Annotated in this window: 29 protein-coding genes and 2 pseudogenes; 25 read left to right on the top strand and 6 right to left on the bottom strand. The window is 74.2% G+C overall.

The genetic code is table 11. The features are described from left to right. The first annotated feature begins 37 nt into the window (after nt 1–37). The 9 genes from QMQ26_RS30725 to QMQ26_RS30685 all read left to right on the top strand — a co-directional run bounded on the left by QMQ26_RS30725 (nt 38) and on the right by QMQ26_RS30685 (nt 9611). Nucleotides 38–1687, top strand: coding sequence for a class I adenylate-forming enzyme family protein (locus QMQ26_RS30725; RefSeq protein ID WP_282203508.1), 1650 nt, complete (start codon nt 38–40; stop codon nt 1685–1687). Continuing rightward, complete coding sequence (locus QMQ26_RS30720) at nt 1684–2988, top strand: beta-ketoacyl-[acyl-carrier-protein] synthase family protein (RefSeq protein ID WP_282203507.1); 1305 nt, start codon at nt 1684–1686, stop codon at nt 2986–2988. The genes QMQ26_RS30725 and QMQ26_RS30720 overlap by 4 nt, the downstream gene beginning before the upstream one ends. Beyond that, complete coding sequence (locus QMQ26_RS30715) at nt 2985–4061, top strand: VOC family protein (protein ID WP_282203506.1); 1077 nt, start codon at nt 2985–2987, stop codon at nt 4059–4061. Before QMQ26_RS30720 ends, QMQ26_RS30715 begins: the two co-directional genes overlap by 4 nt. A gap of 16 nt (nt 4062–4077) precedes the next feature. After that, complete coding sequence (locus QMQ26_RS30710; protein WP_282203505.1) at nt 4078–4995, top strand: phytanoyl-CoA dioxygenase family protein; 918 nt, start codon at nt 4078–4080, stop codon at nt 4993–4995. Further along, a complete protein-coding gene (locus QMQ26_RS30705; protein WP_282203504.1) occupies nt 4992–5699 on the top strand; it encodes a thiamine pyrophosphate-dependent dehydrogenase E1 component subunit alpha in 708 nt (235 codons plus the stop codon). Before QMQ26_RS30710 ends, QMQ26_RS30705 begins: the two co-directional genes overlap by 4 nt. 26 nt (nt 5700–5725) lie before the next feature. Beyond that, the gene (locus QMQ26_RS30700) at nt 5726–5965 is read left to right on the top strand and encodes a hypothetical protein (protein ID WP_282203503.1); all 240 of its coding nucleotides are present in this window, start codon (nt 5726–5728) and stop codon (nt 5963–5965) included. Further along, nucleotides 5962–6924, top strand: a complete 963-nt coding sequence (locus QMQ26_RS30695; protein ID WP_100839399.1) for an alpha-ketoacid dehydrogenase subunit beta — start codon at nt 5962–5964, stop codon at nt 6922–6924. The genes QMQ26_RS30700 and QMQ26_RS30695 overlap by 4 nt, the downstream gene beginning before the upstream one ends. Nucleotides 6925–7066: 142 nt before the next feature. Further along, complete coding sequence (locus tag QMQ26_RS30690) at nt 7067–7849, top strand: DUF3050 domain-containing protein (RefSeq protein WP_100839400.1); 783 nt, start codon at nt 7067–7069, stop codon at nt 7847–7849. 262 nt (nt 7850–8111) lie between these two features. Continuing rightward, nucleotides 8112–9611: a carboxyl transferase domain-containing protein gene (locus QMQ26_RS30685; RefSeq protein ID WP_282203502.1), complete on the top strand. Its 1500-nt coding sequence runs from the start codon at nt 8112–8114 to the stop codon at nt 9609–9611. Nucleotides 9612–9980: 369 nt separating this feature from the next. Here QMQ26_RS30685 and QMQ26_RS30680 read toward each other — a convergent pair whose 3' ends face one another. Continuing rightward, nucleotides 9981–10166 (bottom strand): hypothetical protein, encoded by a 186-nt coding sequence (locus QMQ26_RS30680; protein ID WP_282203501.1) that lies wholly within the window; start codon nt 10164–10166, stop codon nt 9981–9983. 259 nt (nt 10167–10425) lie between these two features. Between QMQ26_RS30680 and QMQ26_RS30675 the strand changes: the two genes are divergently transcribed. The 11 genes from QMQ26_RS30675 to QMQ26_RS30625 all read left to right on the top strand — a co-directional run bounded on the left by QMQ26_RS30675 (nt 10426) and on the right by QMQ26_RS30625 (nt 16349). After that, on the top strand, nt 10426–10746 hold the full coding sequence (locus tag QMQ26_RS30675; RefSeq protein ID WP_282203500.1) for a hypothetical protein: 321 nt from the start codon (nt 10426–10428) through the stop codon (nt 10744–10746). Between the two features lie 4 nt (nt 10747–10750). Then, nucleotides 10751–11263, top strand: coding sequence for a DUF6879 family protein (locus QMQ26_RS30670; RefSeq protein ID WP_282203499.1), 513 nt, complete (start codon nt 10751–10753; stop codon nt 11261–11263). A gap of 9 nt (nt 11264–11272) precedes the next feature. After that, nucleotides 11273–12121, top strand: a complete 849-nt coding sequence (locus QMQ26_RS30665) for a helix-turn-helix domain-containing protein (RefSeq protein WP_282203498.1) — start codon at nt 11273–11275, stop codon at nt 12119–12121. A gap of 274 nt (nt 12122–12395) precedes the next feature. Next, nucleotides 12396–12668: a hypothetical protein gene (locus QMQ26_RS30660; protein ID WP_282203497.1), complete on the top strand. Its 273-nt coding sequence runs from the start codon at nt 12396–12398 to the stop codon at nt 12666–12668. 51 nt (nt 12669–12719) lie between these two features. Continuing rightward, nucleotides 12720–12893, top strand: coding sequence for a hypothetical protein (locus tag QMQ26_RS30655; protein WP_282203496.1), 174 nt, complete (start codon nt 12720–12722; stop codon nt 12891–12893). Nucleotides 12894–13473: 580 nt separating this feature from the next. After that, a complete protein-coding gene (locus tag QMQ26_RS30650; protein WP_282203495.1) occupies nt 13474–13899 on the top strand; it encodes a hypothetical protein in 426 nt (141 codons plus the stop codon). Further along, nucleotides 13896–14552 carry a hypothetical protein gene (locus QMQ26_RS30645; RefSeq protein WP_282203494.1) on the top strand — a complete coding sequence of 219 codons (657 nt, stop codon included), beginning with the start codon at nt 13896–13898 and terminating at the stop codon, nt 14550–14552. Before QMQ26_RS30650 ends, QMQ26_RS30645 begins: the two co-directional genes overlap by 4 nt. Further along, the gene (locus tag QMQ26_RS30640) at nt 14516–15025 is read left to right on the top strand and encodes a protein kinase family protein (protein ID WP_282203493.1); all 510 of its coding nucleotides are present in this window, start codon (nt 14516–14518) and stop codon (nt 15023–15025) included. The genes QMQ26_RS30645 and QMQ26_RS30640 overlap by 37 nt, the downstream gene beginning before the upstream one ends. Next, the gene (locus QMQ26_RS30635) at nt 15022–15357 is read left to right on the top strand and encodes a protein kinase family protein (protein ID WP_282203492.1); all 336 of its coding nucleotides are present in this window, start codon (nt 15022–15024) and stop codon (nt 15355–15357) included. Before QMQ26_RS30640 ends, QMQ26_RS30635 begins: the two co-directional genes overlap by 4 nt. Continuing rightward, the gene (locus tag QMQ26_RS30630) at nt 15354–15869 is read left to right on the top strand and encodes a GNAT family N-acetyltransferase (RefSeq protein WP_282203491.1); all 516 of its coding nucleotides are present in this window, start codon (nt 15354–15356) and stop codon (nt 15867–15869) included. Before QMQ26_RS30635 ends, QMQ26_RS30630 begins: the two co-directional genes overlap by 4 nt. 300 nt (nt 15870–16169) lie before the next feature. After that, complete coding sequence (locus tag QMQ26_RS30625) at nt 16170–16349, top strand: hypothetical protein (RefSeq protein ID WP_282206713.1); 180 nt, start codon at nt 16170–16172, stop codon at nt 16347–16349. Nucleotides 16350–17205: 856 nt separating this feature from the next. Here QMQ26_RS30625 and QMQ26_RS30615 read toward each other — a convergent pair. Both QMQ26_RS30615 and QMQ26_RS30610 read right to left on the bottom strand, forming a co-directional pair. Beyond that, on the bottom strand, nt 17206–18327 hold the full coding sequence (locus QMQ26_RS30615) for an alpha/beta hydrolase family protein (protein ID WP_282203490.1): 1122 nt from the start codon (nt 18325–18327) through the stop codon (nt 17206–17208). 205 nt (nt 18328–18532) lie between these two features. After that, nucleotides 18533–19006, bottom strand: a complete 474-nt coding sequence (locus QMQ26_RS30610; protein WP_282203489.1) for a hypothetical protein — start codon at nt 19004–19006, stop codon at nt 18533–18535. A 450-nt stretch (nt 19007–19456) separates the two neighbouring features. Here QMQ26_RS30610 and cbiE point away from each other — a divergent pair. Then, nucleotides 19457–20766 (top strand): annotated as a pseudogene (gene cbiE, locus QMQ26_RS30605) (precorrin-6y C5,15-methyltransferase (decarboxylating) subunit CbiE). Beyond that, nucleotides 20763–21503: a precorrin-4 C(11)-methyltransferase gene (gene cobM / locus QMQ26_RS30600; protein WP_100839405.1), complete on the top strand. Its 741-nt coding sequence runs from the start codon at nt 20763–20765 to the stop codon at nt 21501–21503. Before cbiE ends, cobM begins: the two are co-directional and overlap by 4 nt. A 33-nt stretch (nt 21504–21536) precedes the next feature. Here the strand turns inward: cobM and QMQ26_RS30595 are convergent, their stop codons facing one another. After that, complete coding sequence (locus QMQ26_RS30595) at nt 21537–22790, bottom strand: FAD-dependent oxidoreductase (RefSeq protein ID WP_282203488.1); 1254 nt, start codon at nt 22788–22790, stop codon at nt 21537–21539. Between the two features lie 174 nt (nt 22791–22964). On the opposite strand from QMQ26_RS30595, the gene QMQ26_RS30590 reads away from it, so the two are divergent. After that, a complete protein-coding gene (locus QMQ26_RS30590; protein WP_282203487.1) occupies nt 22965–23627 on the top strand; it encodes a TetR/AcrR family transcriptional regulator in 663 nt (220 codons plus the stop codon). Between the two features lie 40 nt (nt 23628–23667). On the opposite strand, the gene QMQ26_RS30585 is transcribed toward QMQ26_RS30590, so the two are convergent. Continuing rightward, a complete protein-coding gene (locus tag QMQ26_RS30585; protein ID WP_282203486.1) occupies nt 23668–24312 on the bottom strand; it encodes a TetR/AcrR family transcriptional regulator in 645 nt (214 codons plus the stop codon). 65 nt (nt 24313–24377) lie between these two features. Here QMQ26_RS30585 and QMQ26_RS30580 point away from each other — a divergent pair. Beyond that, nucleotides 24378–24671 (top strand): annotated as a pseudogene (locus tag QMQ26_RS30580) (AhpC/TSA family protein); the annotation flags it as partial. Nucleotides 24672–24739: 68 nt separating this feature from the next. After that, nucleotides 24740–25069, top strand: coding sequence for a hypothetical protein (locus QMQ26_RS30575; RefSeq protein WP_282206712.1), 330 nt, complete (start codon nt 24740–24742; stop codon nt 25067–25069). 6 nt (nt 25070–25075) lie between these two features. Here QMQ26_RS30575 and QMQ26_RS30570 read toward each other — a convergent pair whose 3' ends face one another. Further along, nucleotides 25076–25705, bottom strand: a complete 630-nt coding sequence (locus tag QMQ26_RS30570; RefSeq protein ID WP_282203485.1) for a bifunctional 4-hydroxy-2-oxoglutarate aldolase/2-dehydro-3-deoxy-phosphogluconate aldolase — start codon at nt 25703–25705, stop codon at nt 25076–25078. Nucleotides 25706–25722: the final 17 nt, after the last annotated feature.

The raw sequence follows: 25722 nt of genomic DNA, 5'->3' as shown, positions 1-25722 counted from the left end.
GCCCCCTTTCCCGCACCACGAGAAGAGAACGGGAACGATGAGCCTCCGCACCCTTCGCGCCGTGCTGTCCGCCGACAGCTCCGTCGGCGCCGGTAACGTCCTGACCACCCGGGTCGAGCAGGGCCTCGGCCTGGACTCGCCGACCCTGACCTTCGACACCCCCGTCGACGGCCACCCGGCGGACACCGCCCTGACGCTCCGTCAACTCGACCTCGCGGTACGGGCCCGGGCCGCCGCCCTGCACGCCCGGGGGGTGCGCCGCCGCGACCCGGTCGCCGTGCAGGCGTCCGCCGCGGCCGAGCAGGTGCTGTGCTTCCTCGCGCTGAGCCGGCTCGGCGCGATCCCGGCCCTGCTCAACCCGGCGTTGGACGCGGACACCTCGGCCCGCTACCTGCGCCGGTTGAACGCGGTCGGGCTGCTCGCGGACGCCGCCCACGCCAAGGCCCTGGCCGACGTGGACTTCGGCGCGCCCGTCCTCGCCGACACCGCCGAACTCGCCGACGGCGACCCGGAGTCGGCGCCCGAACCGTACCGGCACTGGCCCACCGACCCGGTCGCGATCACCCACTCCTCGGGCACCACCGGCCTGCCCAAGGCGGTGCTGCACTCGCACCAGAGCCTGTACGCGGCGATCCGCCACCGCCTGCTGCTGCCCCGGCCGCAGGGCATCGACCGGGTGCTCAGCGCGCTGCCCGCCGCGCACGCCGCCACCCTGATCGCGGTCAACCTGGCGCTCAGCTTCGACGCCCAACTGCACCTGATCTCCCAGCAGTCGGGCCCGGCGGTGCTGGAGGCGATCGAGCGCTGGCAGCCGCTGGGCGTGTACGGCTTCGCCACCACCTGGGCCGACCTGGCCCGGCAGGACCTGTCCGCCCGCGACCTGTCCTCGGTCGGCCTGTGGTGGAACACCGGCGACTGCGCGCACGAGGCGCACATCCGCCGCCTGGTCGCCCAGGGCTCGCGCGAGACCGCCACCCGGCAGGGCCGGGTCCGCACCGCCGGGTCGGTGTTCATCGACGGCCTGGGCTCCTCCGAGATGGGCCACTCGCACTTCTTCATCACCCACACCGTCGACTCCGAGCGCTACGGCCGCTGCGTGGGCCGCCCGCACGCCTTCGTCGACTGCGCGGTCCTCGACCCGGACGGCAACGAGCTCGGCCCGGGCCGGGTCGGCGAGCTGGGCACCCGCTCGCCCACCCTGTCGCCCGGCTACTGGAACGACTCGGTGACCACCCACCGCACCCGGGTCCGCGACTACTTCCTCACCGGCGACCTGGTGTACCGCGACGAGGACGGCTACTACTACCACGTGGACCGGGCCGTCGACACCGTCGACCTGGGCGACGGCCGCCGCCTGCACACCGCCGCCAGCGAGGAACGCGTCCTGGCCGCCTGCCCGGACGTGCACGACTGCACCGTGGTCGCCTTCCGCGACGGCGGGCGGACCGTCGCCGACGTGCTGCTCCAGCTCGACCCGGCCGCCGACCAGGACGCCGACCGCACCGCCGAGGTGCTCGCCGCGCTGGAGCCGCACGTGGCCGCCGCGGTCCGCACCGTGCTGGCCGTCCCGGACGGGCGCATCCCGCTCGGCCCGACCGGCAAGGTCCGCAAGGTGCTGCTGCGCCAGCGCCACCTGGCCGAGGCCGGAGCCGGGACCGTCACCGGGGCCGGGACCGGCGCGCGGTGAACGCCCCCGACGCCACAGCCGCAGCCGGCGCCACCACCGCCGTCACCGCGCAGGTCACCGGGATCGGCTGGGTGACGCCGCTGGGCCGCGCCGTGCCGGAGGTCTACCGGGCGCTCGCGGCCGGCCGCTCCGGGCTGGTCGCCCCGCCGCCGGACCACCCGGCGGCGGGCTGGCTGCGGGTGGCGGGCATCGCCCCGCACGTCCCGGCGACCGAGGTGCTGCCGCCGACCGAGACCCGGGTCGCCGACCGCTTCCTGCTGCTCGCGCTGGCCGCCGCCGAGGACGCCCTCGCCGACGCCAAGCTGACGATCCGTCAGGACACCGACCCGGAGCGGGTCGCGGTGGTGCTGGCCACCGGCGGCGGCGGGCTGGAGAGCTACGAGCAGCAGGCCGCCGGACGGCGCGAGCGCGGCCGGGCCGCCGTCAGCCCGTACCTGCTGCCGGGCATGCTGTCGAACATGGCGGCCGCCCGGATCGCCATCGCGCACGGCATCCGCGGCTACAGCTCGGCCGTGATCACCGCCTGCGCGGCGGGCGCCCAGGCGGTCGCCGAGGGCCTGCGGCTGATCCGCGGCGGCGAGGCGGACGTGGTGGTGTGCGGCGGCGCGGAGGCCCCGCTGCACCCGACGATCGCCGCCGCCTTCGACAACTCCCGTGCGCTGGCGGCCGGCTGGGACGACCCGACGCAGGCGTCCCGGCCGTTCGACGCCCGCCGCAACGGCTTCGTGCTGGGCGAGGGCAGCGCCGTCCTGGTGCTGGAGCGCGCCGAGCACGCGGCGGCCCGGGGCGCGTCCGCGTACGCCGCGCTGGCCGGCTGGGGCGCGGCCACCGACGCCCACCACCCGACCATGCCGCGTCCGGACGGCGCGGGCGCGGTCTCCTCGATGCGGGCCGCGCTGCGTTCGGCGGGCCTGGCGCCGTCGGCGGTGGACTACGTCAACGCGCACGGCACCGGCACCAAGCTGGGCGACCGGGCCGAGGCGGCGGCGCTGCGCGAGGTGTTCGGCGGCCACGAGCCGTGGGTCAGCTCGACCAAGGGCGCCACCGGCCACCTGCTGGGCGCGGGCGGGGCGGTGGAGGCGGCGGTGTCGGCGCTGGCCGTCGCCGAGGGCCTGATCCCGCCCACCCTGAACCTCGAACAGCCGGACGAAGCCTGCGCGTTGCGGCACGTCCGGGGCGCGGCCGAGCACGGTGTCGTGCGTCACGCCCTGTCCAACTCGATCGCGTTCGGCGGCCACAACCTGAGCCTGCTGTTCGGCCCGCCGAGCATCACGGCCAAGCACCTCGGAGGGGACTCATGACCGTGCCGGGCATCGCGTACACCGAACTGTACGTGGAGGACGCCCACAAGTACGCCGCGCGGCTGCGCGACGACTGGGGCTTCACGTTGAGCGAGCCGGACTCGGCCGCTCCGGGCACCGCGCAGGTGGTGGCGCACCAGGGCTCGATCCGGGTGCTGCTGACCTCGGCGGTGGAGGCGGACCACCCGGTGGCCGCCTGGGTGCGGCGGCACGGCGACGGCGTCGCGGTGATCGCGCTGCGGCACGCCGACCGGGCGTCGGCGGTCGCGGCGGCCGAACGGGCGCTGGCGGCGGGCGGCGAGCGACTGGACGGCGAACGGCTGGGCGCGGCAGGAACGGACGGGGCAGGAACGGACGCGGCAGGAACGGACGGGGCCGGGCCGGACGGGGCGGGCACGGTCTCCGGTTTCGGCGACCTGGCGCTGCGCTTCGTCGGCCCGGACGACCTGCTGCCGGCGGGCGAACTCCCGGGCGACGGCGCGCTGTTGTCGCTGGACCACGTGGCGGTGGTGGTGCCGGGCGGGCAGTTGGACGGCTCGGTGCGGTGGGCGGTCGACGGGCTGGGCTTCCGGGAGGTGTTCCGGGAGTACGTGGAGGTCGGCGACCAGGCGATGGACTCCCGGGTGGTGCAGAGCCCGTGCGGGACGGTCACCTTCACCCTGCTGGAGCCGGACACCTCGCGGGCCTCCGGTCAGATCGACGGCTTCCTGACGGCCCACGGCGGCGCGGGCGTCCAGCACCTGGCGTACGCGACGGAGTCGATCACCGCCGCGGTGCGGGAGTTGGGCGGGCGCGGGGTGGCGTTCCTGAGCACCCCGGGCGCGTACTACGAGGCGCTGGAGTCCCGGCTCGGCCCGACGGCCATCCCGGTGGCCGAACTCCGGGACACCCACGTGCTGGTGGACCGGGACCACGGCGGCGAGCTGTTCCAGATCTTCGCCCGCTCCACCCACCCGCGCCGGACCTTCTTCCTGGAGCTGGTGGAGCGGCGCGGCGCCGGCAGTTTCGGCACCGCCAACATCAAGGCCCTGTACGAGGCGGTGGAGCGCGAGCGCGCCACCGCGGACAGCTGAGCAGAGGAGAGCCCACGTGACCACCGCGATCGACCGGTTCGAGCTGACCGAGGAGGAGTCGGCGCTGCTGCCGACCGTCGAGGAGGTGCTGGAGTACGCGGAGCGCGGCTGGTACCTGTCGCGGCGGCTGTTCTCCGACGCCGAGCTGGACGCGCTGCAGGCCGCCACCGAGCGCTACTACGCGGGCGAACGGGACCGCGAACTCCCGGCCCGGCCGCCGCACCTGGCGTCCTGGCGGCCGTCGGACGGGCCGGTGCAGCGGCACAACGACTACGTGCACTACGAGCACGCGGAGATCGGCCGCATCCTGCGCAAGCCGCTGCTGGGCGCGGTCGCGGCGCGGCTGGCGCAGGCGGCGGAGATCCGGCTGTTCCAGGCCACGCTGATCTACAAGCCGCCGGTGCCGGGCGAGCCGAGCAACGTGGTGCCGTGGCACTTCGACAAGCACTACTGGCAGACCTCCACCTCGCAGCGGATGCTGACCGCGTTCCTGCCGTTCCACGACTGCACCGAGGAGATGGGCACCATCACCATGGTGGACGGCAGCCACCGCTGGGAGGAGCGCCCCGGCGGCGACGACTCGACCCGGCACTTCGCCGCCCGGGACCGCTCCGAGCTGGAGCAACTGCTGCACGAGAACGCCGAGTTCAACGGCACCGAGGTCCGTACCGTGCCGATCGAGATCCCGCGCGGGCACGTCTCCTTCCACCACTGCCGCACCTACCACGGCTCGGGCCCGAACCGGTCCGCGCAGCCGCGCCGGGCGGTGTCGCTGCACCTGCAGGACGGCTCGAACCGCTACCGCTCGTACCTGCGGCCGGACGGCTCGCCGGTGGTGTACAACCACGACGCGGTGGTGCGGCGCGACGCGGACGGCCGGCCGGACTACGCGGACCCGGAGTTCTGCCCGGTGCTGTGGCGGTCGGGCCGGTGAGCCTGCCGCACCTGGCGGACCCGGCGGGCCGGTACCGGACGATGCGGCTGATCCGCTCGTTCGAGGAACTGGCGCTGGAGTGGGTGCGCGCCGGGCTGGTGGTCGGCGGCACCCACCCGTACATCGGGCAGGAGGCGGTGGCGGTCGGCGTGTGCGCCGCGCTGGAGCCGGCCGACCAGCTGACCTCCACCCACCGCGGGCACGGGCACGTGCTGGCGAAGGGCGCCGACCCGGCCCGGCTGCTGGCCGAACTGCTGGGCCGGGTCGGCGGGTTGAACGGCGGCCGGGGCGGTTCGATGCACGCCGCGGACTTCTCGCTGGGCATCCTGGGCGCCAACGGCATCGTCGGCGCGGGCGCGCCGATCGCGGTCGGCGCGGCCTGGGCGGCCCGGCGGCGCGGCGAACCCACCGTGGTGGCCTCGTTCTTCGGCGACGGCGCGCTCAACCAGGGCGTGCTGCTGGAGTCGTTGAACCTGGCGTCGATCTGGCGGGCGCCGGTGGTGTTCGTCTGCGAGAACAACGGCTACGCGACGACGCTGCCGGCCGGGGCGGCGGTGAGCGGTTCGGCCTGCGGCCGGGCCGAGGCGTTCGGCATCCCGGCCGAGACGGTGGACGGGATGGACGTGGAGGCGGTCCGGGCGGCGGCCGGGCGGGCGGTGGAGCGGGCGCGCGCGGGGGCGGGCCGTCGTTCCTGGAGTGCCTGACGTACCGGTTCGAGGCGCACCACACGATGGAGCGGCGCTTCCGGCTGTCGTACCGCACGGCCGAGGAGGTGGCGTCCTGGCGGGAGCGCGACCCGCTGGCGACCGCGCTGCCCGCCGGGGAGGCCGCCGCGATCGACCGGGAGATTGTCGAACTCCTTTCCAGGGCGGCGCGGTTCGCGCTAGCTTCGGCGGAGCCGGACCCGGTGACGGCCAATGACCACCTGTACGCGAGCGGGCTGCGGCCCCGGTCGGGAGCGGCACTGTGACGCTGTTGTCGTACGCCAAGGCGATGAACCGGGCGCTGGCGGACGCGCTGGAGGCCGATCCGGCGGTGTGCGTGTTCGGCGAGGACGTCGGCGCGGGCCTGGCCGGTCTGACGCTGGGCCTGCAGCAGCGCTTCGGCGCCGAGCGGGTGGTGGACGTGCCGCTGTCGGAGCAGGCGTTCACCTCGGCGGGCATCGGGGCGGCGCTGACCGGGATGCGGCCGGTGATCGAGTTGCAGATCCCGTCGCTGCTGTTCCTGGTGTTCGAGCAACTCGCCAACCAGGCGCACAAGTTCTCGCTGATGACGGGCGGTCAGGCCCGGGTGCCGCTGACCGTGGTGGTGCCGGGCTCGGGCTCGCGCAGCGGCTGGGCGGGCCAGCACTCCGACCACCCGTACGGCCTGTTCGCGCACGTCGGCATCAAGACGCTGGTGCCCGCGACGCCCACCGACGCGTACGGGCTGCTGAGTTCGGCGATCGCGGACGACGACCCGGTGGTGCTGTTCGCCCCGGCGGGCGCGCTGGGCGTCCGGGAGGACGTGACGGCGCCGCTGGTCCCGCTGCCGCTGGGCGAGGCCCGGACGGCCCGGCGGGGCTCGGACGTGACGGTGCTGGCGGTCGGCCACCTGGTCCAGCAGGCGCTGGCGGTGGCCGAGGAGTTGGCGGACGAGGTGTCGGTGGAGGTGCTCGACCCGCGCACCCTGTACCCGCTGGACCGGGCGGCCCTGGTGGAGTCGCTGGACCGCACCGGGCGGCTGGTGGTGGCCGACGACTCCAACCGCTTCGCCGGTTTCGCCGCCGAGGTGCTGGCGGTCGCCGCCGAGGAGTGCCGACTGCTCGCCCCGCCCCGCCGAGTCACCCGCCCCGACGGCGCGGTCCTCCCGTTCGCCCTCGCCCTGGACCGGGCCCTGCAACCGAGCGCCGAGCAGCTGCGGGACGCGATCCGCGCCGTCCTGAAGTGACCTTTCCCGGCACGGCCGTTCCCGCGTAACCGCCGCCTCCGGGCGGTCGTTGCCACCACCGGACCACCGCAACGTCCACCCGCGTTGCCTCCGCCGCACCCCGCCGTACCCCCGTTGCACCACACCACAGAGGAGAGCAGCCATGAGCGACCGTTACCACTGGGACCGCAGCCACCCCGGCCTGACCGCCCTGCGCGAGTCCATCGAGGAGGTCCGCCACGAGGTGGTGTCGCACCCGATGTACCTGTCGCTGGACAGCCTGGAGAAGGTGCGGACCTTCCAGCAGACCCACGTGTTCGCCGTCTGGGACTTCATGTCCCTGCTCAAGTGCCTCCAGCGGCAGCTCACCTGCGTGACCCTGCCGTGGCTGCCGGACGGTCCGACCGCGAGCCGCCGGCTGATCAACGAGATCGTGCTGGTCGAGGAGAGCGACGAGCTCGGCGACGGCTACATCAGCCACTTCGAGCTGTACCTGGACGGCATGGCCAGGGCGGGCGCGGACACCGCCCCGGTCGAGGCGTTCCTGGACGCGATCCGGGCCGGCCGGTCGGTCGCGGAGGCCGCGAAGACGGCCGAGATCCCGGAGGCGGCGGCCGAGTTCGCGGCCGTCACGTTCCGGATCATCGAGGACGCGCCGGTGCACTGCCAGGCCGCGGCGTTCGCGTTCGGCCGGGAGGACCTGATCCCGGAGATGTTCGAGCAGGTGGTCCGGATCGACGACGCCGAGGGCCGGCTGAGCGTCTTCAAGGACTACCTGGCCCGGCACATCGAGGTGGACGGCGAGCAGCACACCCCGATGGCGATGCAGATGCTGATCGACCTGTGCGGCGACGACACCGAGCGCTGGGAGGAGTGCGCGGCGACGGTCCGCACCGCGCTGCGGGCCCGGGTCGGGCTGTGGGACGCGATCACGGCCGCGCTGTGACCGGCGGGGCCCGGCTCCGGACGCGTCCGGAGCCGGGCCCACGGGAAGGGGCGTCCGGGCGGTCCCGGCCGCGCCACGGGTCGGAGCCGACCACCTCGGGGGGACGTCGGCGGCGGGCACGCCCGCGGCATCCCGCCGCACGGCTCGGTGATCCTGCTCACCACCGTGCGGCGCACCCGCCGACGGCCCCGCCGCCCCGCTAGCCTCGGTGGCGCGGCCCGCCCCCGCGCCCTGCCCGATTCGCCCGTGACGGAGGCCCCCGGTGACGGCACGTCAGCTCCTCGACCTGCTGGTCGACCCCGGCAGTCTGCACAGCTGGGACGAGCCGGTCACCGCCGAGTACGCCGACCCCGCCTACCGGGACGCGCTGGCCCGGGCCCGCGAGCGCACCGGCCTGGACGAGGCCGTGCTCACCGGGCGCGCCCTGCTGGACGGGCGGCCGATCGCGCTGGTCGCCGGCGAGTTCGGGTTCCTCGGCGGCTCGATCGGCGTGGCCACCGCCGAACGGATCACCCGCGCCGTGGAGCGCGCCACCGCCGAACGCCTGCCGCTGCTCGCCCTGCCGGTCTCCGGCGGCACCCGGATGCAGGAGGGCTCGGCCGCGTTCCTGTGCATGGTCCGGGTCACCGCCGCCGTCCACGCGCACCGCGCCGCCGGGCTCCCCTACCTGACCTACCTGCGCAACCCCACCATGGGCGGGGTGTTCGCCTCCTGGGGCACCCTCGGCCACCTGGTGCTCGCCGAACCGGGCGCCCGGCTCGGCTTCCTCGGCCCCCGGGTCTACGAGGAACTGCGCGGCGAACCGCTGCCGCCGACCGTCCAGCGCGCCGAGACGCTCGCCGCCCACGGCCGGCTGGACGCCATCGTCCCGCCCGAACGGCTGCGCGTCTTCCTCTCCCGCGCCCTCACCGTCCTCACCGCCCGCCCGACCGCCCGCCCCGCCCCCTCCCCCGCAGCCCCTCCCACCGTTCCCGCCGTTCCCACCGCCCCCGCCGCGCCGTCGGACGCCTGGGAGTCGGTGCTGCTCAGCCGCCGCCCCGAACGCCTCTCCGCGCTCGAACTCCTGCACCACACCGCCGACCTGTTCCTCCCGCTGGACGGGGACAGCGCGCTGGTCCGGGGCCTGGCACTGATCGGCGGACGGCCCGTCATGGTGGTCGCCCAGCAGCGCCAGGGCCCCGACCGACCCGAACTCCCCGTCACCGCCGCCGACCTGCGCGCGGTGCGGCGCCAGGCCCGGATCGCCGAGGAACTGGGGCTGCCACTGCTCACCGTGGTCGACACCACCGGCGCGGAACTCTCCGTCGAGGCCGAACTCGACGGCGTGGCACTGGAGATCGCCCACTGCCTGACCACCCTGGTCGGGCTGCGCACCCCCGTCCTCGCCGTCCTGCTCGGCCAGGGCAGCGGCGGCGGCGCACTCGCCCTGCTGCCCGCGGACCGGGTCCTCGCCGCCCAGCACGCCTGGCTGGCCCCACTGCCCCCCGAGGGCGCGTCCGCGATCGTCCACCGCGACGGCGACCACGCCCCCCAACTCGCCCGTGCCCAGGGCATCACCGCCACCGACCTGACCACCACCGGCCTGGTCGACCAGGTGATCCCCGAAACCCCCGACCCCGCCGACCTGCGCGACCGCCTCGCCACCGCGATCATCACCACTCTCACCGAACTCGCCGCCCTCCCCACCCCCGCCCGCCTCACCGCCCGCGCCACCCGCAACCGCCACCTCGGCGGCCCCACCCCGGGCGCCACCCCGCGATGACCGCATCTGGCCTTCGTCGGCCGAGGGCTGCTCCACTGTCGGGGTGTCAGGAAGCAATGTATCTGACAACTCGGGCCTGGACACTGGATGCTGAGGTCACGGCGGCGCCTGGCCCGACAACGGGCCGGCAACGTGGCAGGAGACGTGTCCATGGGCCTGGAGTTCTTCGGAATCGCCCCTGAGACCGATGAGGAGGGCTCCCCCACGGTCTGGGCGGACCTGACTCGGCACCGGCTCGTGATCCGGGGCGACGCCCTCACGGGGCCGAGTTCGTGGAGGTCAGCGAGACCGAGTGGGTGGCCGGTCACCGGGTCGGCGTACCTGCCCACGAGTCCGTGATCGGCATCCCCGAGCGGATGATCCCCTTCATCAGGAAGGCTTGCGATGCAATCGAAACTCGTCCGGCTCCGCGAGCAGGCCGAGCAGCGGTACCAGGACGAGCTGGCCGCCGAGCGCCGGCGCCGCGCCGACGCGTGGGCCGAGTGCGAGCGCGCCGAGCGGGCCCGGACCGGCGCGGGCATCGACCTGACGTGGTCCGCGGAGGGTGCCGGCCACTGGACCGCCACCGCCACCAGGTCGACGCCGCCGTGCAGCAGCTCCTCGCCGACGGCGTCGAGATCGGCGAGCGGACACCAGGCCCCACCCTCACCCCTCGTAGCGGCCTTCTGTGACCTCAGAGGTATCGAGCGCCGGGTCGAACGGAGCAACCCCCTTTCCCACGGGGCTACTTGCGCCTTCGCCCAACTTCGGATGACTAAGCCGGCTGGACGTCAGAAACGCATACGCCTGACAGGTCGGTCGTGTACCCGCCAGGATGAGCCCACCGATTGTGCAACTACGCGGAACCAGAGACACAGGGAGCATCGTGGAGCCTCTACAGTTCATCGGGATCATCTCCAACACGCCAGAGGTCGACTCGCCGACGATCTGGCGCGATCCGGAGAACGGCGACCTGCTCATCCAGTCCTACAAGGCCAGCAGTGAGGACTTGAGCCGCTGCAAGGAGGTTGGTTCGGTCCCCGGGCACTCGACTGACGTGCCCGACCACGAGACCGTGATTCGCCTTCCCGAAGAAATGATCAAGTTCATCGTGGACCTCGCCGCGAGGCTGGCCACTCATGAGGACGAGAGGTAGCAGCGTGGCCAACCCGATCGCCAAGGCTATGGCGGAGGCCGAGTTCTCCGCTGTGCACTTGGAGATGCGCGACAACTACACGCCGAACGACCCGCAGTTCCAGCGCTATCGGGAGGGTCTTCGGTACGGCCCGGAGGACAGGCCGGAGTGGTTCCACGGCTGGACTGCCTTCGCTGGAGAAGCGATTGACCGTGGCGTGGCCATGCGCCGGGCTCGGATCGTCTCAGAACCGGTCACGGAGTACATCCGCTTCGAGCACCATGTGACGTTCCTGAACGAGGCTGTCGGCGAGCAGGTCCGTTGGCTTCCGCGCCGATTGGCAGCAGACATCGCACTGCCCGGAACCGACCTGTGGATGTTCGATGACTCCAAGGTCATGTTCACCTTCTTCTCGGGTGACGGGAACGTCGTAGACCGGGAGTGGACGACCGAGCCAACCGTCGTTCAGCTTGCGAAGAACGCCTTCGAGACCGTGTGGCACAGGGCGACTCCGCACAAGGACTACGTGCTCAAGTAGTCGAACGAGATGCGTACCTCTCGCTCATCGAGCGTTCAGCAGGCCCGGAAGGCTCTCGCCGAACGGCTCAAGGAGATCCGCAAGGACTCCGGGCTCACCGGACCTGCTCTCGCCCTTGCGTGCGGTTGGAGCAAATCGAAGTGCTCCCGCATCGAGAACGCGATCACCACACCGTCCGAGCAGGACACCAAAGATTGGTGTCGGGTCTGCGGAGCTGACGACCAGGCCGCGGACCTGGTGGCTTCCCTCCGCTCGGTGGAGACCATGTTCACCGAGTGGCGGCGCATGGAGCGGAGCGGGCTCAAGCGTGCCCAAGAGATGGTCCTCCCGTTGTACGAGCGAACCACGCGGTTCCGGGCGTACACACCTGGCATCCTGCACGGTCTCCTCCAAACCCGGGACTACACCCGCTCGGTACTCCAGGCCACCCAACGCCGTCGTGTTGCCGTGGACGACGTGGAGGAGGCAGTGCAGGTGCGTATGGAGCGACAGGAGATTCTGAGAGACCACGGGAAGACCTTCGCCTTCATCATCGAAGAGGCATGTCTGCACCACGGCCTCGGCGGCACAGAGGTGGCCGCCGGCCAACTCACCCACCTGATCGCTGTCGCGTCCCTGGCGAACGTGAGCCTGGGGATCATTCCGAGGGGCTATCTGCGTCACTCGATGCACGTCGAAGCCTTCTCGCTCTACGACTCGGCGCAGGCCAACGTCGAACTCGTCTCCGGGTACCTCCAGATCACGCAGCCCTCCGAGGTGGCGATGTACGTCAGTCGGTTCGCGGAGCTGTCCGCAGACGCCGTGCACGGTGCTGCCGCTCGCATCCTGATCACCGAGGCAATCGACTCTCTCGGGTGACTGCTGTGCAACCGCGTGCAACTTTCTGGCACCGTCTGTAGCCGACTCCTTACGGTCTATCACGCACCCCCACCGCCACGGCGAAGGAGGACAGACCGATGGCGAGACGCAGCCCCAAGCGTGAGTACCGCGAGGTCGTGACCGGCCCCGCGAAGCACGAGCTGAATACGGCCCCGGAGGGCCGGAGCCTGCTGGCGGACTACAAGGCGGCCGACCCCGAAGGCCGTGCCCCGTCGGTGGGCACCCTGCTCCAGAGCGATGCCGTGCGCGCCAGTTGCCCCTGCGCACGGTGCTCGGCCTGCCGATCGGCTGCGTGAACCGCGTGCAGAGCACCGTCCGCACGCGGATGGAACCGCCCCCGCTCTGTCCGGCCTGCTTCCTCCAGACGACGTACGACTCCCCGTCACCCGCTGACGACACCTGGAGCTGCGGCATCTGCGGACGCTTCGGCTTCCTCCTGCCGGCCGAGTACATCAGGACCCACCCCGGCACCGACGCGGTGGTCGTCGCGGGAGTCGACTGCCACCCCGCCGGCCGCGCGGCCTGACCCACCGGCACCACCACATCGCACGCCACGACCCGGTGGAGAGGCGCAACTGTGAACAGCGTGATCCAGGGAGACCCCGTTCGGCACCGGACGGACCGCTGGACGGGCATCGTCGCCGAAACCCCGAGCGCGCTCGCCAACCACGCCTGGGTGAACCTGGACAGCTCCAGCGACCCCTACCCGCAGATGGTCCTGCTGACCGACTTGGAGGAGCCCGCAGAGTGAGCACCCCACCGCTACCCGTCCGCGTGACCACGCGGCTGCCCGTCCGGGGCGACACCCCGCCGGCCCCGGTCCGGATCGTGGGCGAGGGGGATGGCCGTGGACCGCCCCGACGGCTACCGGCAGGGGAACTGCTGGGTCTGCCACCGGGAGACGCTGGTCTGCGTCGGCACCACGCTCCAGGCCCCCGGCGACAACGAGGCCACCTGCCACGCGCTCTGCGCACGACTGCCTTGCCCGCGCCCGCCGGCCCCACCGTTGCGCCGCGATGCGCGCTGCGCTCGACGAGCGCCCGGCGTAGGCCGCCGTGGACGACGGACGGGAGGAGTACCGAGAGGCCGCCGACCGAGCCGCCCGAGGGCTTCCGACGCCACTGCCGGTCGCCATCGCGCAGACGGTCGCGCTGGTCCTGCCGGCGGTCGTGGCCACCGCGCTCATCGCCTCCGGCCGTTACCGACCGTCGACCCGCGCCCCAGGCGCCCATGAACTCCCAGCGCGTCGTGAGTCCTCGACGGGCTGGGGCACCACGCACGGCTGCCCGCCCGCACCCGGGCAGGCAGAGCCAACCCGATGGGAGAGGCACGTGAGCACCGCCACCATCCCCAGCTCCCCGGAGCTGGACGAGCTGGGTAAGTACTTCAAGATCAGCGCGCGCCGGATCGATGCGGGCGAGACCGCGCCGCAGATGTTCTCCTCCGCGATCGACGCGGCGTGGCACACCCTCGTGGAGGACCCGGCCGCGCACGACGCGTTCGCCCTCCAGCACGCCGGCCGCAAGCTGGTCCACGTCGAGATGAAGGGCTTCGGCCCGATCTCGTGGGTGGCCGCGTACGAGGAGGCGTACGGGCCGCTGCCGGAGATCTGGTTCACCAACGCCGACGGCACGGTGAACACCGGAGCCCTCGCGCAGTACCGCGAGACCGGGACCGTCACCGCCGAGTGGGACTGCGGCCCCCGGCCCGGCCCCGGCGACGGCGACGACCTGACCCCGGCGGCGTCCTCCCTGTGATCGACACGCTGTCCGACGGAGCGTCCCGGCCCACCGCCGGGGCGCTCCGCCTCACCGAGGCCCGGACGGAGCATCCCGCCGGCGTGGACGCGGACGCCTACCTCGCCGAAGTCTCCGAGCACTGCCCGTTCCTCCGGCCCTCCATCCGCCGGGGGATGACCGGGTGGGCCGTCTACGAGATCACCCCGGGCAGCCACCGGTACGCGGTCGAAGCGGAGTTGTTCTACGCCGGGGTGCAGGCCGCGGAGTGGGTCCGGCCGTTGACGAGCCGCCCGTTCGGTCTGCTCGCGTGCGAGAGCGTGGTGCTGCTCGGCCACTGCGAGGGGGCGGACCACCGGGAGCTGCTGACCTGGCCGCACTGGGCGCTGAAGAACCTCTATGCCCCGGTGGGCGTGATGTTCGGGAAGTTCGCCCAGGGGGCGGTGGAGACCGGCCGACGCGGGCAGAGCATCCCGCCGCCGCCGTTCTCGTTCCTCCCGGTGCGGGCGGGCGTCCGGCCGGTGGACCCGAAGTTCCTGGAGGCGACTCCCGACCTCGCCACGGCTCTGTCCGTGTCGGTGGACGATGGCCGGGACGTCTTCGAGCACATCCCCTGCGAGTGGAAGGCAGTACGAGAATGGGCGAGTTCCCTTCCGAGGCCAGAGCGGCGCTGACTGCGGCGGAGGCCGCCTGCGGGCCGCTGGAGCTGGCGGAGATCAGCGACCGGCGGGGCTCGGCGGTGTGGAAGGCCAGCGGGCCGCGCGGGGTGGTGAGCATCAAGCTCGGCACCGGCGAGGCCGCCGAGGTCACCGCCCGCGAAGCCTCCGTGCTGGACCAGCTCCCCGACTACGCCGTGACCGTCGGACGCTTCGACGGTGGCGTCTGGTTCGTCACCCCGTGGCTGGCCGGGCCGTCGACCTGGGACGTGTTCCGCCCCGTCCGCAAGGGCGACGGTGGGAGGGGTGGAGCCCTCGCCGCGGCGGTCGACCTGTGCCGGGCGGTGGCCGACCTGCATGAGGCCGGCTGGGTGCACGGCGACCTCCAGCCCCAGCACGGCATCCACACCGAGCGGGGCGTCCGGCTGCTGGACTTCGCGTGGTCCCGCCAGGTCGATATCATCCGTGGTCGACGTTCGACGGCACGATGATCCACCTGACCGCCCCCGAGCTGGCCGCCCGGATCATCAACGGCCCTCAGCCCGCCGAGACCACGCAGACCGCCGACGTCTATGCCCTCGCCGGCACCCTGTGGACGTGCATCACCGGGACCTGGCCGCTGGACTACGAGATCGCCGGAATCGGCAGCGACGCCCCGGCGGAGGAGAAGCGCAAGGCCATCGCCCACCGTGCGATCCCGCTCTCCGACGTGCTGCCGTGGCCGTCGCTCCAGGCCCGGCTGCGTCACGTCCTGCTCGCCGCCCCCGACGACCGGCCCAGCGCCCCTGAGCTGACCGTGCTCGTCAAGGCAGCGGACGCGTGATCGAGCTGCGAGAGCTGGCGCCCGACGACGCCGGGCCGGTGCAGCGGATCTACAGCCCCGAGTCGGTCAGATATCTGGACCGGGGCCCGATGGACCTCCGCGAAGCGCAGGAGTTCGTGGCCGTTGCGGTCGCTGCGGCCACGCGAAGCCCGCGCACGCTCCACACCCTCGGCCTGGTCGTGGACGGTGACCTGCTCGGCATCGTCAAGCTCCACCTGGACCGGCCCGTCGCCGCCGTCAGCTACATCCTGCGCTCCGACGCCTGGGGACGGGGCTACGCCACCGAGGGTCTTCGCAAGGTGCTCGTCCTCGGTCTGGGGCACCTTCGTCTGCCCGAGATCCACGCCCGGCACCACCCCGGCAACGTGGCCTCCGGCCGCGTGCTGCTCAAGGCCGGGTTCACCCGCACGGGCGTCCGCGGCCACTCCCTCGCCTACGCAGTCCGGGCGCCCCTGACGGCCGCCAGTGCCACCCCGCACCACCGGAGCACCCCATGGAACGTGCCGTCCTGATCGCCGTCCTGGTGATCTACCTGTTCACCAGCGTCCGCTGGCACCGCCAACCCCGTGAGGAGGACGACCTCGGGAAGCTTCTCCACACTCGGGTGACGGAGAGGCGGACCGTCGAAATGGCACAGGGGCCTGCACCTCGACATCCGGATCTTCGATCACCCCTGACCATCTCGCACTTCCGCCGCTCACCCCCTCGCGGCGGGCAGGCCCCCGCCCTGTGACTGCCCCGCAGCCGCAGGGCTGGAGTTCTCTCACCCGGAGGACCGCCATGGGGCCAACACCGAGCCCGACCGGCGCGACATGCTGAAGAAGCTCGTGATCGCCGCCATTCCAGCGATCATCCGCCGCTACGACTCGGGTGTGGACATCCGGGTTATCGGCGCGATGTACGGCTGTGACCCCTACTGGCTTCGCGACCGGATGCTCAAGGCCGGCCACCAGGTCCGGCCGTTGGAGGAGGCCCCACCGTGGGCCCCGTGAACCCGCAGCCCTGGACGCCGATACGGCTGCCGGGGCGGAAGGCGATGCCCTGAGCCCGCGCTGGCAGCGGCCACGAATAGGTCGTGGCCCGTTGCACCTCAGCCTGTTTCCGCAGGTCGGGAGCAAGGTGCAAGGTCAGCACGTGCTCCCAGGTGGTGGCCCACACCGGGCGGCAGGGCAGCACCGCGAGCCGCGCCCCGATCCGGGGGTCGAGCCGGGCCAGCAGCGGGTGCCCCGCCGCCGTCCCCAGCACGTCGCGGATTCGGCGCTCCGTCAGGTGCTCCGGATGCCACCCGGGCGGCCCGCCGAACGGGATCAGCGGACCGTCGACATCGAGGTACAGCAACGGTGGTTCCATCCCCCGCATTCTGCCGACTCCCCCGCCCCGCCCGGCAGATCGGGCACCGGGACGGAACGCGCCACCCGGGTGGCGGCCAGTCCGCGTCCCCGCCGGACCGCCCCCAACGCCGGTGCAGGACGTGCCGCCGGCCGTCCTCCCCAAGGACCGGGTCGAGCGCGGCGGGCGGCGGGCCGGACGCCGTCTCGATGAGGTGCAGCAGCATCCAGGCCACGCCGTAGCAGCCGTCCGGGCCGGAACAGGCCGCCGGCGCGGTCGCCTCCTCGGCCGTGGCCGGCCGGGGGAGGTCTTCCGGTTGCCGGCGGCGCCGGTCGAGCTCCTCCGGGTCCTCGCCCGTCTCCGCGTCCGTGTCCGTGGCCGGAAGCGGGCCCGCCGCGACGAAGGTCCGCACCTCGTTCCGCATCCCCTCGGGCTCGCCCTCCGACCGGAGGCCCGGGAGCCCGGGCCGGGAGAGCGCCGGGGCGGAGGCGCCGCGCCGTCCGTGCGGTCGGGTGCGGTTCACCGCTTCGCCGTCAGGGCGTCCGCCAGCCAGTCGGCCGTGTCGGGGAGCCAGTCCGGCAGGGCGTTGCCGAGGAGGTGGTTGCCGTGCGGGACGTGGAGCAGTTCGGCGTGCGGGAGGTCGGCGGTGAGGGCCTCGGCGTTGGTGACGCCCGGGATGCGGTCCTGGCCGCCGTCGACCAACAGCAGTGGCAGGTCGCGCAGTCGGGGGGCCAGCGCGGCCAGGTCGAGCTGCTCGACGAAGGCGCGGGCGGCCGACGTGCCGCCGCAGCGCCGGGAGAGGGTGGCGACGACGAACGGGACCAGCGCGTCCCAGTCCAGCCGGTACGGGCCGCTGACCAGCGCCGCCGCCCGGACCCGCGGGTCGTGGGCGGCGACGGCGGCGGCCAGGTAGCCGCCGAGGCTGAACCCGAGCACCGCGATCCGCTCCGGGTCGATCACGCCGCTGTCGCCGGGCCCGTCCGGGTCCGCCGGGTCCGCCGGGTCTGCGGCGGTGGCCAGGGCGTGGTCCAGGGCCCGGCCGATCGCGTGCCGGTGGTCCGGGCCGAGCGCGGGGCCGTCGGCCAGCACGCCCTGGCCGGGCCCGTCGACGGCCAGCACGGCCAGCCCGCAGGCGAGCAGCGCGTCGGCCGGGCCGTGGAACTCCTCCTTCGAGGAGTCCATCCCCGGCACCAGCACGACCAGCGGGAGGCGGTGCCCAGCGTCCGCCGCCGGTGGCAGGCGCAGCCACCCCGCGTAGCCCTCGCCCTCGATCCGGCGGGCCCGGGGTTCGAGCAGCGCGAGGGCGTCGCCCATCGAACGGTCCGCCTCAGCGGCGACGGCGGCGGCCCGCTCCCGGTCCGGGTCGGGCAGCATGGCGGCGAGCTGGAACCAGCGGGCCGCCGAGCGGTGGTGCTGCCCTGCGGTGCGGAACCGTCCGCGCCCGGCCGCCCGTTCGGCCCGGGCGCGGTGGGCGAGGGCGGCCGCCCGGCAAGCGTCCGGCCAGTGCAGTAGCGAGTCGATCGGCGCGGTGACCCGGTCGTACTCGTAGGGGTCGATGCCCGTGCCGTGGGCACGCGGGCGGGTCTCGGCGATGAACCCGGCCGCCGTGCCGGGGGCGGTGAGGAAGGAGAGTTCGGTCATGGGTGGTGCGGTCCTCCGGAGTGGGGCGGCCTCGGTGAGCCGACAGATCGACAAATCGATGGAACGGGCCGTGGGCGGCACCGGTGGCGGGCACGCCGCCCCGGCACGGCGGCCGTGCGCGGCCGTGCGCGGGGCGGGGCGGGGCGGGGCGGTGCGGAGCATGGCGGTGCGGGGCAGTGCGGTGCGGAGCGTGGCGGTGCGGTACTCAGGCGTCGGGGTTCTTGCCCTGGGCCACTCTGGTCACGCGATCCGCCGCCGCCGTGGCGAGCCCTTGGATGATCTCGAAGTTGGGCATGTCGTAGCCGGTGAGCAGGACGACCACCCCGCCGATCCGCATCATCACCTTGGCGTCGTGGATCTCGATGTTCTGCCCGCTGGAGTAGTCGTGCGAGGGCGGGAGGCCGTAGGCGTCGAGTTCGTCCGCGTCCGCGGAGACCTCCAGCGGCTGCGGGTCGGACGACGCTTCCTCCTCCCGCTTGCCGGCGGCCATGGCCTTCCAGGCCACCTGCGCGTCCTCGACGGTGTCGAAGGAGAAGGCGTCCCAGAAGACGTCGCCGTCACCCGGGTGGGTGGTGTATCCGCTCAGGGCCGCCGCCACCAGCCCGGAACAGGCGGTGCCGGTCTCCGAGCCGCACCGGTCGGCGGCCTTCTGGCCCTCGAAGATGTCCGTGCCGCCCATCCCCCGCCCAGCCCGTCGGGCAGGGCGTCGCCGAGGGGCGCGGCCACCCGGAGCTGCTCCGCCGAGAGGACGACCGCCGCCGTCTCGTGCCCCTCGATCGAGTCGCCGTTCCGGCGCGGCGAGTCCGCACCGCTGCCGCCGCCGCTACAGCCGGCCAGCAATGTCGCGCAGGCGACCGCGAGGGCCACCCCTCCCGCTCTTGTCCGCACGCGGAATCCCCCGTCAGGTCTCTTGGATTCGATCACCCCCACCCAATCCTAGAACCGCCCGTCACTCCAACAGGCTTTTCGCGCAGTGGACTTCCGTGTCCGCGTCCGCGCCCGCGCCGGTGGCCCGCCCCGCCCGGTGTGGCCAATGTCGCACGGTGGATCTCCGCAGCTCGCGGGGGGTACGGCGGCCGGTTGCGGGTAGGCTGCGGCTGCCCCGTCCCCGAGCCCTGAGGAGTTGCGCGTGTCTGCGATCACCGTCGTCGGGGTGGGTGCGGACGGCTGGGCGGGGCTCTCGGCGGCGGCGCGGGAGGCGTTGGGCGCGGCGGAGGTGGTGCTCGGCGGGGGGCGTCAGTTGGGGCTGCTGCCGGAGGGGGTGGCGGCGGAGCGGGTGCTGTGGCCGTCGCCGTTGCGGCCGGCGGTGCCGGGGCTGCTGGAGCGGTTCGCGGGGCGGCGGCTGGCGGTGCTGGCCAGCGGTGATCCGATGTTCCACGGGATCGGGCGGACGCTGCTGGAGTGCGGCGTCCCGGCGGAGTCGCTGCGGGTGCTGCCGTATCCGTCCTCGGTGTCGCTGGCGTGCGCCCGGCTGGGGTGGCCGGTGGAGGAGACCGAGGTGGTGACGCTGGTCGGCCGACCGGTCGAGTCCCTGCACGCGGCGCTGTACCCGGGGCGTCGGCTGCTGGTGCTGAGCGCGGACGCGTCGACGCCCGCGCGGGTGGCGCGGGTGCTGGCGGAGCGCGGGTTCGGGCCGAGCCGGGTGCGGGTGCTGGAGCAGTTGGGCGGTCCGGCGGAGGCGGTGCGCGAAGGGGTGGCGGCGGCTGGTCGCTGCCGCCGGGCGATCCGCTGAACGTGCTGGCGGTGGACTGCGTCCTGGACCCGGCCGTCGCGGCGGACGCCCCCCGGCAGCAGCTGGTTCCCGGCCTGCGGGACGAACTCTTCGAGTCGGACGGACAGTTGACGAAGCGCCACGTCCGGGCAGCGACGCTGGCGGCGCTCGCCCCGGCGCCGGGCGAACTGCTGTGGGACGTCGGCGGCGGTTCGGGGTCGATCGGCATCGAGTGGCTGCGGGCGCACCGCACCTGCCGGGCGGTGAGCGTGGAACGGGACCGGGCGCGGGCGGAGCGGATCGTCCGCAACGCGGCGGCGCTCGGCGTGCCCCGGCTGCGGGTCGTGACGGGGGCCGCGCCGCGGGCACTGGCCGGGCTGGAGTCCGAACCGGGCCGTCCGGACGCGGTGTTCATCGGCGGCGGGCTGACGGTGCCGGGGCTGCTGGAGGCGTGCTGGTCGGCGCTCGGGCCCGGCGGGCGGCTGGTGGCGAACACGGTGACGCTGGAGTCGGAGGCGCTGCTGACGCAGTGGTACCGGCGCCACGGCGGCGAGTTGGTGAAGCTGGGCGTGGCGCACGCGGTGCCGGTGGGCGGGTTCACGGGGTGGCGGCAGGCGATGCCGGTGACCCAGTGGAGCGTCGTCAAGGGCGGCGGGGAGTCCGGTGCGGCCCCCGGTACGGATGCTGGTGCGGACGAGGTTGTCGGAGTTCTCGGAGGAGCGAAGTGACGGTCTATTTCATCGGTGCCGGTCCGGGCGCGGCCGATCTGATCACGGTGCGCGGCCAGCGCACCCTGGCCCGCTGCGGGGTGTGCCTGTACGCGGGGAGCCTGGTGCCGCCGGAGCTGCTGGCGGACTGCCCGCCGGACGCCCGGCTGGTCGACACCGCGAACTTGGACCTGGACCAGATCCTGGCCGAGATCGTCAGCGCGCACCGCGCGGGCCAGGACGTGGCCCGGCTGCACTCCGGCGACCCGTCGGTGTTCTCGGCGATGGCCGAGCAGATGCGCCGCCTGGACGCGGCGGACATCCCGTACGAGGTGGTGCCGGGGGTGCCCGCGTTCGCGGCGGCGGCGGCCGCGCTGAAGCGCGAGCTGACGGTGCCGACGGTCGGCCAGACGGTGATCCTGACCCGGGTGGCCCGGCAGGCGACGCCGATGCCGCCCGGCGAGGAGCTGTCCGTGCTGGGCAGGAGCGGCGCGCTGCTGGTGCTGCACCTGGCGGCCCGCTACGTGGACAGCGTGGTCGAGGAGCTGCTGCCGCACTACGGACCGGACTGCCCGGCGGCGGTGGTCGCCATGGCCAGCCGTCCGGACGAACTGGTGCTGCGCGGCACGCTCGGCGACATCGCCGTCCAGGTCAAGGCCGCGGGCGTGCTGCGCACCGCGGTGATCATCGTCGGCCGGACGCTGGCCGCGACGGAGTTCCGCGACAGCCACCTGTACTCGACCACCCGGGCCCGCTGACCCGGCCGCCCCGCTCCCCCGCCCAGCGACGCCTCAGCGGACCCCGGACGGCTCGGCCGCGCCGCCGAACGACTCCGACTGCGGCTCCGGCTCCGACTCCGGCTCACCCTGGCGCGGTTCGCCCTGCTGCGGCTCCCCCTGGTGCGGTTCGTCGGACAGCAGGCCGGCGGCGGCGCCGTCGAGGAGGCGCTGGGTGTCGGCGGAGCGGGGCAGCATGGTCGCCTCGTAGGCGCGGACGGCCTCGGCGAGGGTGTCGTGTCCGGCGATCGCGAGGGCGAGTTCGCAGGCGTCGAGCATGGCGAGGTTGACGCCGACGCCGAGCGGGGGCATGAGGTGGGCGGCGTCGCCGAGCAGGGTGACGGCGGGGTCGTGCGTCCAGGTGTGCGGGACGGGCAGGGCGTGGATCGGGCGGTCGACGTAGGGGCCGTCGTTGTCGGTGAGGAGTCGGTGCAGGGCGGGCGACCAGCGGCGGTAGCGGTCCAGGAGGAGGGCGCGCAGGGCGTCGGTGTCCTGGACGGTGTGGCCGGCCTGCGCGATCCAGTCGACGGGGACGCGCTGGATGACGTAGACCCGGATGTGGTCGCCGCTGTTGCGCTGGGCGAACAGTCCGCGTTCGCCGTCGGCCGCCGAGGCGCTGCCGGGGCCTACCAGCGCGGCGAGTTCGGGGTGGCGGCGGTCGACGTCGTGGAACCAGGCTTCGAGGAAGCTGATCCCGGTGTAGCGGGGGGTGGCCGGGGAGAGCGCGCGGCGGACCTTGGACCAGGCCCCGTCCGCGCCGATCACCAGGTCGGCCTCGGTGGCGGTGCCGTCGGTGAAGTGCAGGCGGCGGGGGCCGCCGGCGGGGCCCTCGACCGAGCGCAGGGTGCGGCCCCAGTGGACGGTGTCCGGGGCGAGCGAGCGCAGCAGGAGGTCGCGCAGTTGGCCCCGGTCGATCTCGGGCTTGAACCGTTCGCCGTCCTCGGGGACGTGGTGGAAGCCGATCTCCCCGGTCAGGGCGTCGAGTTGGCGCATCTCCTGCCCTTCGGCGCGGGCGAGGCGGAAGAAGTCGTCGAGCAGTCCGGCTTCGCGCAGGGCGAGTTGGCCGTTGTCCTCGTGCAGGTCGAGGGTGCCGCCCTGGTCGCGGGCGTCGGGGCCGCGGTCGTGGTCGTACACGGTGACGGCGATGCCGTGGCGCTGCAGGATGCGGGCGCAGGTCAGGCCGCCGGGCCCGGCGCCGACGACGGCGATGCGGGGGACGGGCGGGCCGGACGGGCCGGACGGGGTGGTGGAGGCGGGTGCGGTGGTCATGGCGGTGCTCCTTCCGGACGGGCGCACGGCGGTGCCGGGCGACCGGGCAGGGGGTGTGGGGGCGGCCGGGGCGTTCACGCTCCACGGGGCCGCAGCTCCAGCAGACCACACCGAGTACAAAAGTGCAACGACTCAACTTTTAAACCGAGTGAACCCGGCGGGTAGGATGTCCCCATGCCCGACACCCCACCGCCTCCGCCGCCCCCGCCGAGCCCCGAGCCCCCGCCGAGCCCAGCGTCCCCAGCGCTCCCACCCCCGCCACCGGCCCCGCCGGGGCGCCGCGAGCGCAAGAAGGCCGCCACCCGCCAGGCCATCGCCGACGCCGCGCTGCGCCTGTTCCTGGAGCGCGGCTACGACGACGTCGGCATCCGCGAGATCGCGGACGCCGCGGACGTCTCCACCACCACGCTGTTCAAGCACTTCCCGGTCAAGGAGGCGCTGGTCTTCGACGAGGAAGCCGACCTGGAGGCCGACCTGCTGGCCGCCGTGCGCGAGCGGCCCCCCGGCCGGTCCATCCCGGCCGCCCTGTGCGACCACGCCCTGCGCCACCGCCGGGCAGGCGCCGGCGGCGACCCCCGCTTCCCGGCCTTCGCCGCCCTGGTGGACTCCACCCCGGCCCTGCGCGACTACCAGCAGGCCATGTGGCTGCGCCACACCGCCGCGCTCGCCGCGGTCATCGCCGAGCAGAGCGGCCGCCCCGCCGACGACCCGGCCTGCACCGCCCTGGCGCATTTCGCCCTGGAGGCACCCCGGGCCGTCCAGTCCCATCCCGACGTCCGGGGCGCCGTCGTCCGCGCCTTCGACCTCCTCGACCACGGCTGGAGCGCCCTCGACTGAGGCACCCGCCTGCGGCCGGAGCCAGGACCGGGGCGCAGGATCAGCCGAGGCCAATGCCGAGGCCGTCGAGGACGGTGCGGGCGCCGTCGGTGAAGGCGTGGGCGGGATCGGTGGCGGCGCGGGCGGCCAGGGCGGCGGAGAGCAGGGGGAAGGTCTCGGGGACGAGCGGACCGCCGGGGCCTGCCGCGGTGCCTGCGGCTGCGGCTGCGGCTGCGGCTGCCTGGTGCTCCAGTTCGAGTTCGCCGATCACGTAGGCGACCAGGGCGTGCAGCGCCGCGGCGCGGCGCGGTGCGTCGAGTCCGGCGTCGGCCAGGGCCTCCAGCAGCCGTTCGCGCCAGCGCAGCGCGGGCAGGCAGCCGCTGTGGTGCCGGACGGCCAGCGGCAGGACGCCGGGGTGGGCGCCGACGGCCTCGCGCATGAGGTCCAGCAGGGCGAGCAGCCGGGCCCGCGGGGAGGGTGCCGCGGGTTCGCGGGCGGCGCGGTCGAGGACGGGGCCGAGGGCGAGGTCGACGACCAGGCACTCCACCTCCTCGCGGTCCTCGACGTAGCGGTAGAGGGCCATGGTGCGGCGGTCGAGTTCGGCGGCGACGGTGCGCATGGAGAGGGCGGGCAGGCCGTCGCGGTCGATCACGGCGAGGGCGGCGGCGGCGATCTGGCGGGTGGTCAGGGAGCGCGGGCGGGGCACGGGTTGACAGCGTACGGCATACGCCTACAGTTTTGGCGTACGGTCTACACCTACGAGGAGCCCACGTGTCCCGACTTCGGACCGGTACCGCCGCCCCCGCCCTGCCCGCCACCGACGCCGCCGGCGCGCCCCTGCCGCCGGTGCCGGCGGGCGGCCTGACGCACCTGCAGTTCCGCCGTTTCGCGGGCTGCCCGATCTGCAACCTGCACCTGCGCGGTTTCGCCGTCCGCCACCCGGAGCTGCGCGCGGCGGGGGTGCGGGAGGTAGTCGCATTCCACTCGCCCGCCGCCGAACTGCGGCCGTACGCCGACGGGTTGCCGTTCCCGCTGCTGGCCGATCCGGAGCGGGGGCTGTACCGCGCGTACGGGGTCGAGCGCGGGGCGCGGGCGCTGCTCGACCCCGGGCGTGGCCGTCGATGGCGCGGGGGGTGGCCCGCAGCGTGCCGCTGGTGCTGCGCGGGCGGGAGCGGCCGCCGTCCTCCCGCCCGGTCGGCGGGCGGCTGGGCCTGCCCGCCGACTTCCTGCTCGCCGCCGACGGCCGGGTCCTGGCCGCGCACTACGGCACCCACGCGGCCGACCACTGGTCCGTGGAGCGCGTTCTCGCCCTGGCCGCCGAGCACCGTCCGGCGACCACACCGACGACCACCCCGACGACCACACCGGCCACCGCCCCGACGACCACACCGGCCACCGCCCCGACGACCACCCCGGCCACCGCCCCGACGGCGGCGCCCGCCGCCTCCGCCGACCGCGAGTGACCCCGCTCAGCCGAGCGCGGCGGTGAACTCCTTCGCGCGGCGGGTGATCTCGGCCCAGTCGCCGTCCGCGACGGCCTGCGGCGGGACGACGTCGGTCCCGGCGCAGACGGCGAGCGCGCCGTGGTCGAGGAAGGCCCTGGCGTTGCCGGCGTTGACGCCGCCGGAGGCGACCAGCGGGACGTCGGGGTAGGGGCCGCGCAGGTCCTTGAAGTAGCCGGGGCCGAACGCCTTCGCGGGGAATATCTTGACCGCGGCGGCGCCGAGGTCGACGGCGTCGGCGACCTCGCTGGGCGTCAACGCGCCCATCACGACCGGGACTCCGGCCTCGCGGGCGGTGTCGGCGACGGCCGGGCGCAGGCCGGGGGTGACCAGGAAGCCGGCCCCGGCGGCGATCCCGGCCCGGGCCTGGTCGGCGGTGAGCACGGTGCCGACGCCGATCCGGCAGTCGGCCCCGGCGGCGCGGGCCAGGTGGCGGGTGACGTCCGGTGTGGTGAAGGTGAGTTCGGTCCAGGCGATGCCGCCCTCGGCGAGCGCCTCGCAGAGCGCGACCGCGTCGGGGATCACGGGGGCCCGGACCACGGCGATCACCGGCTGCCGGGCCAGGGCCGCGCGCAGTTCGGTCGTTTCGGTTCCCATCCTGGACATTCCTCTTT

This window comes from Kitasatospora fiedleri (assembly GCF_948472415.1).
Lineage (GTDB): Bacteria > Actinomycetota > Actinomycetes > Streptomycetales > Streptomycetaceae > Kitasatospora > Kitasatospora fiedleri.
This window is presented reverse-complemented; position numbering and strand designations above follow the sequence as displayed.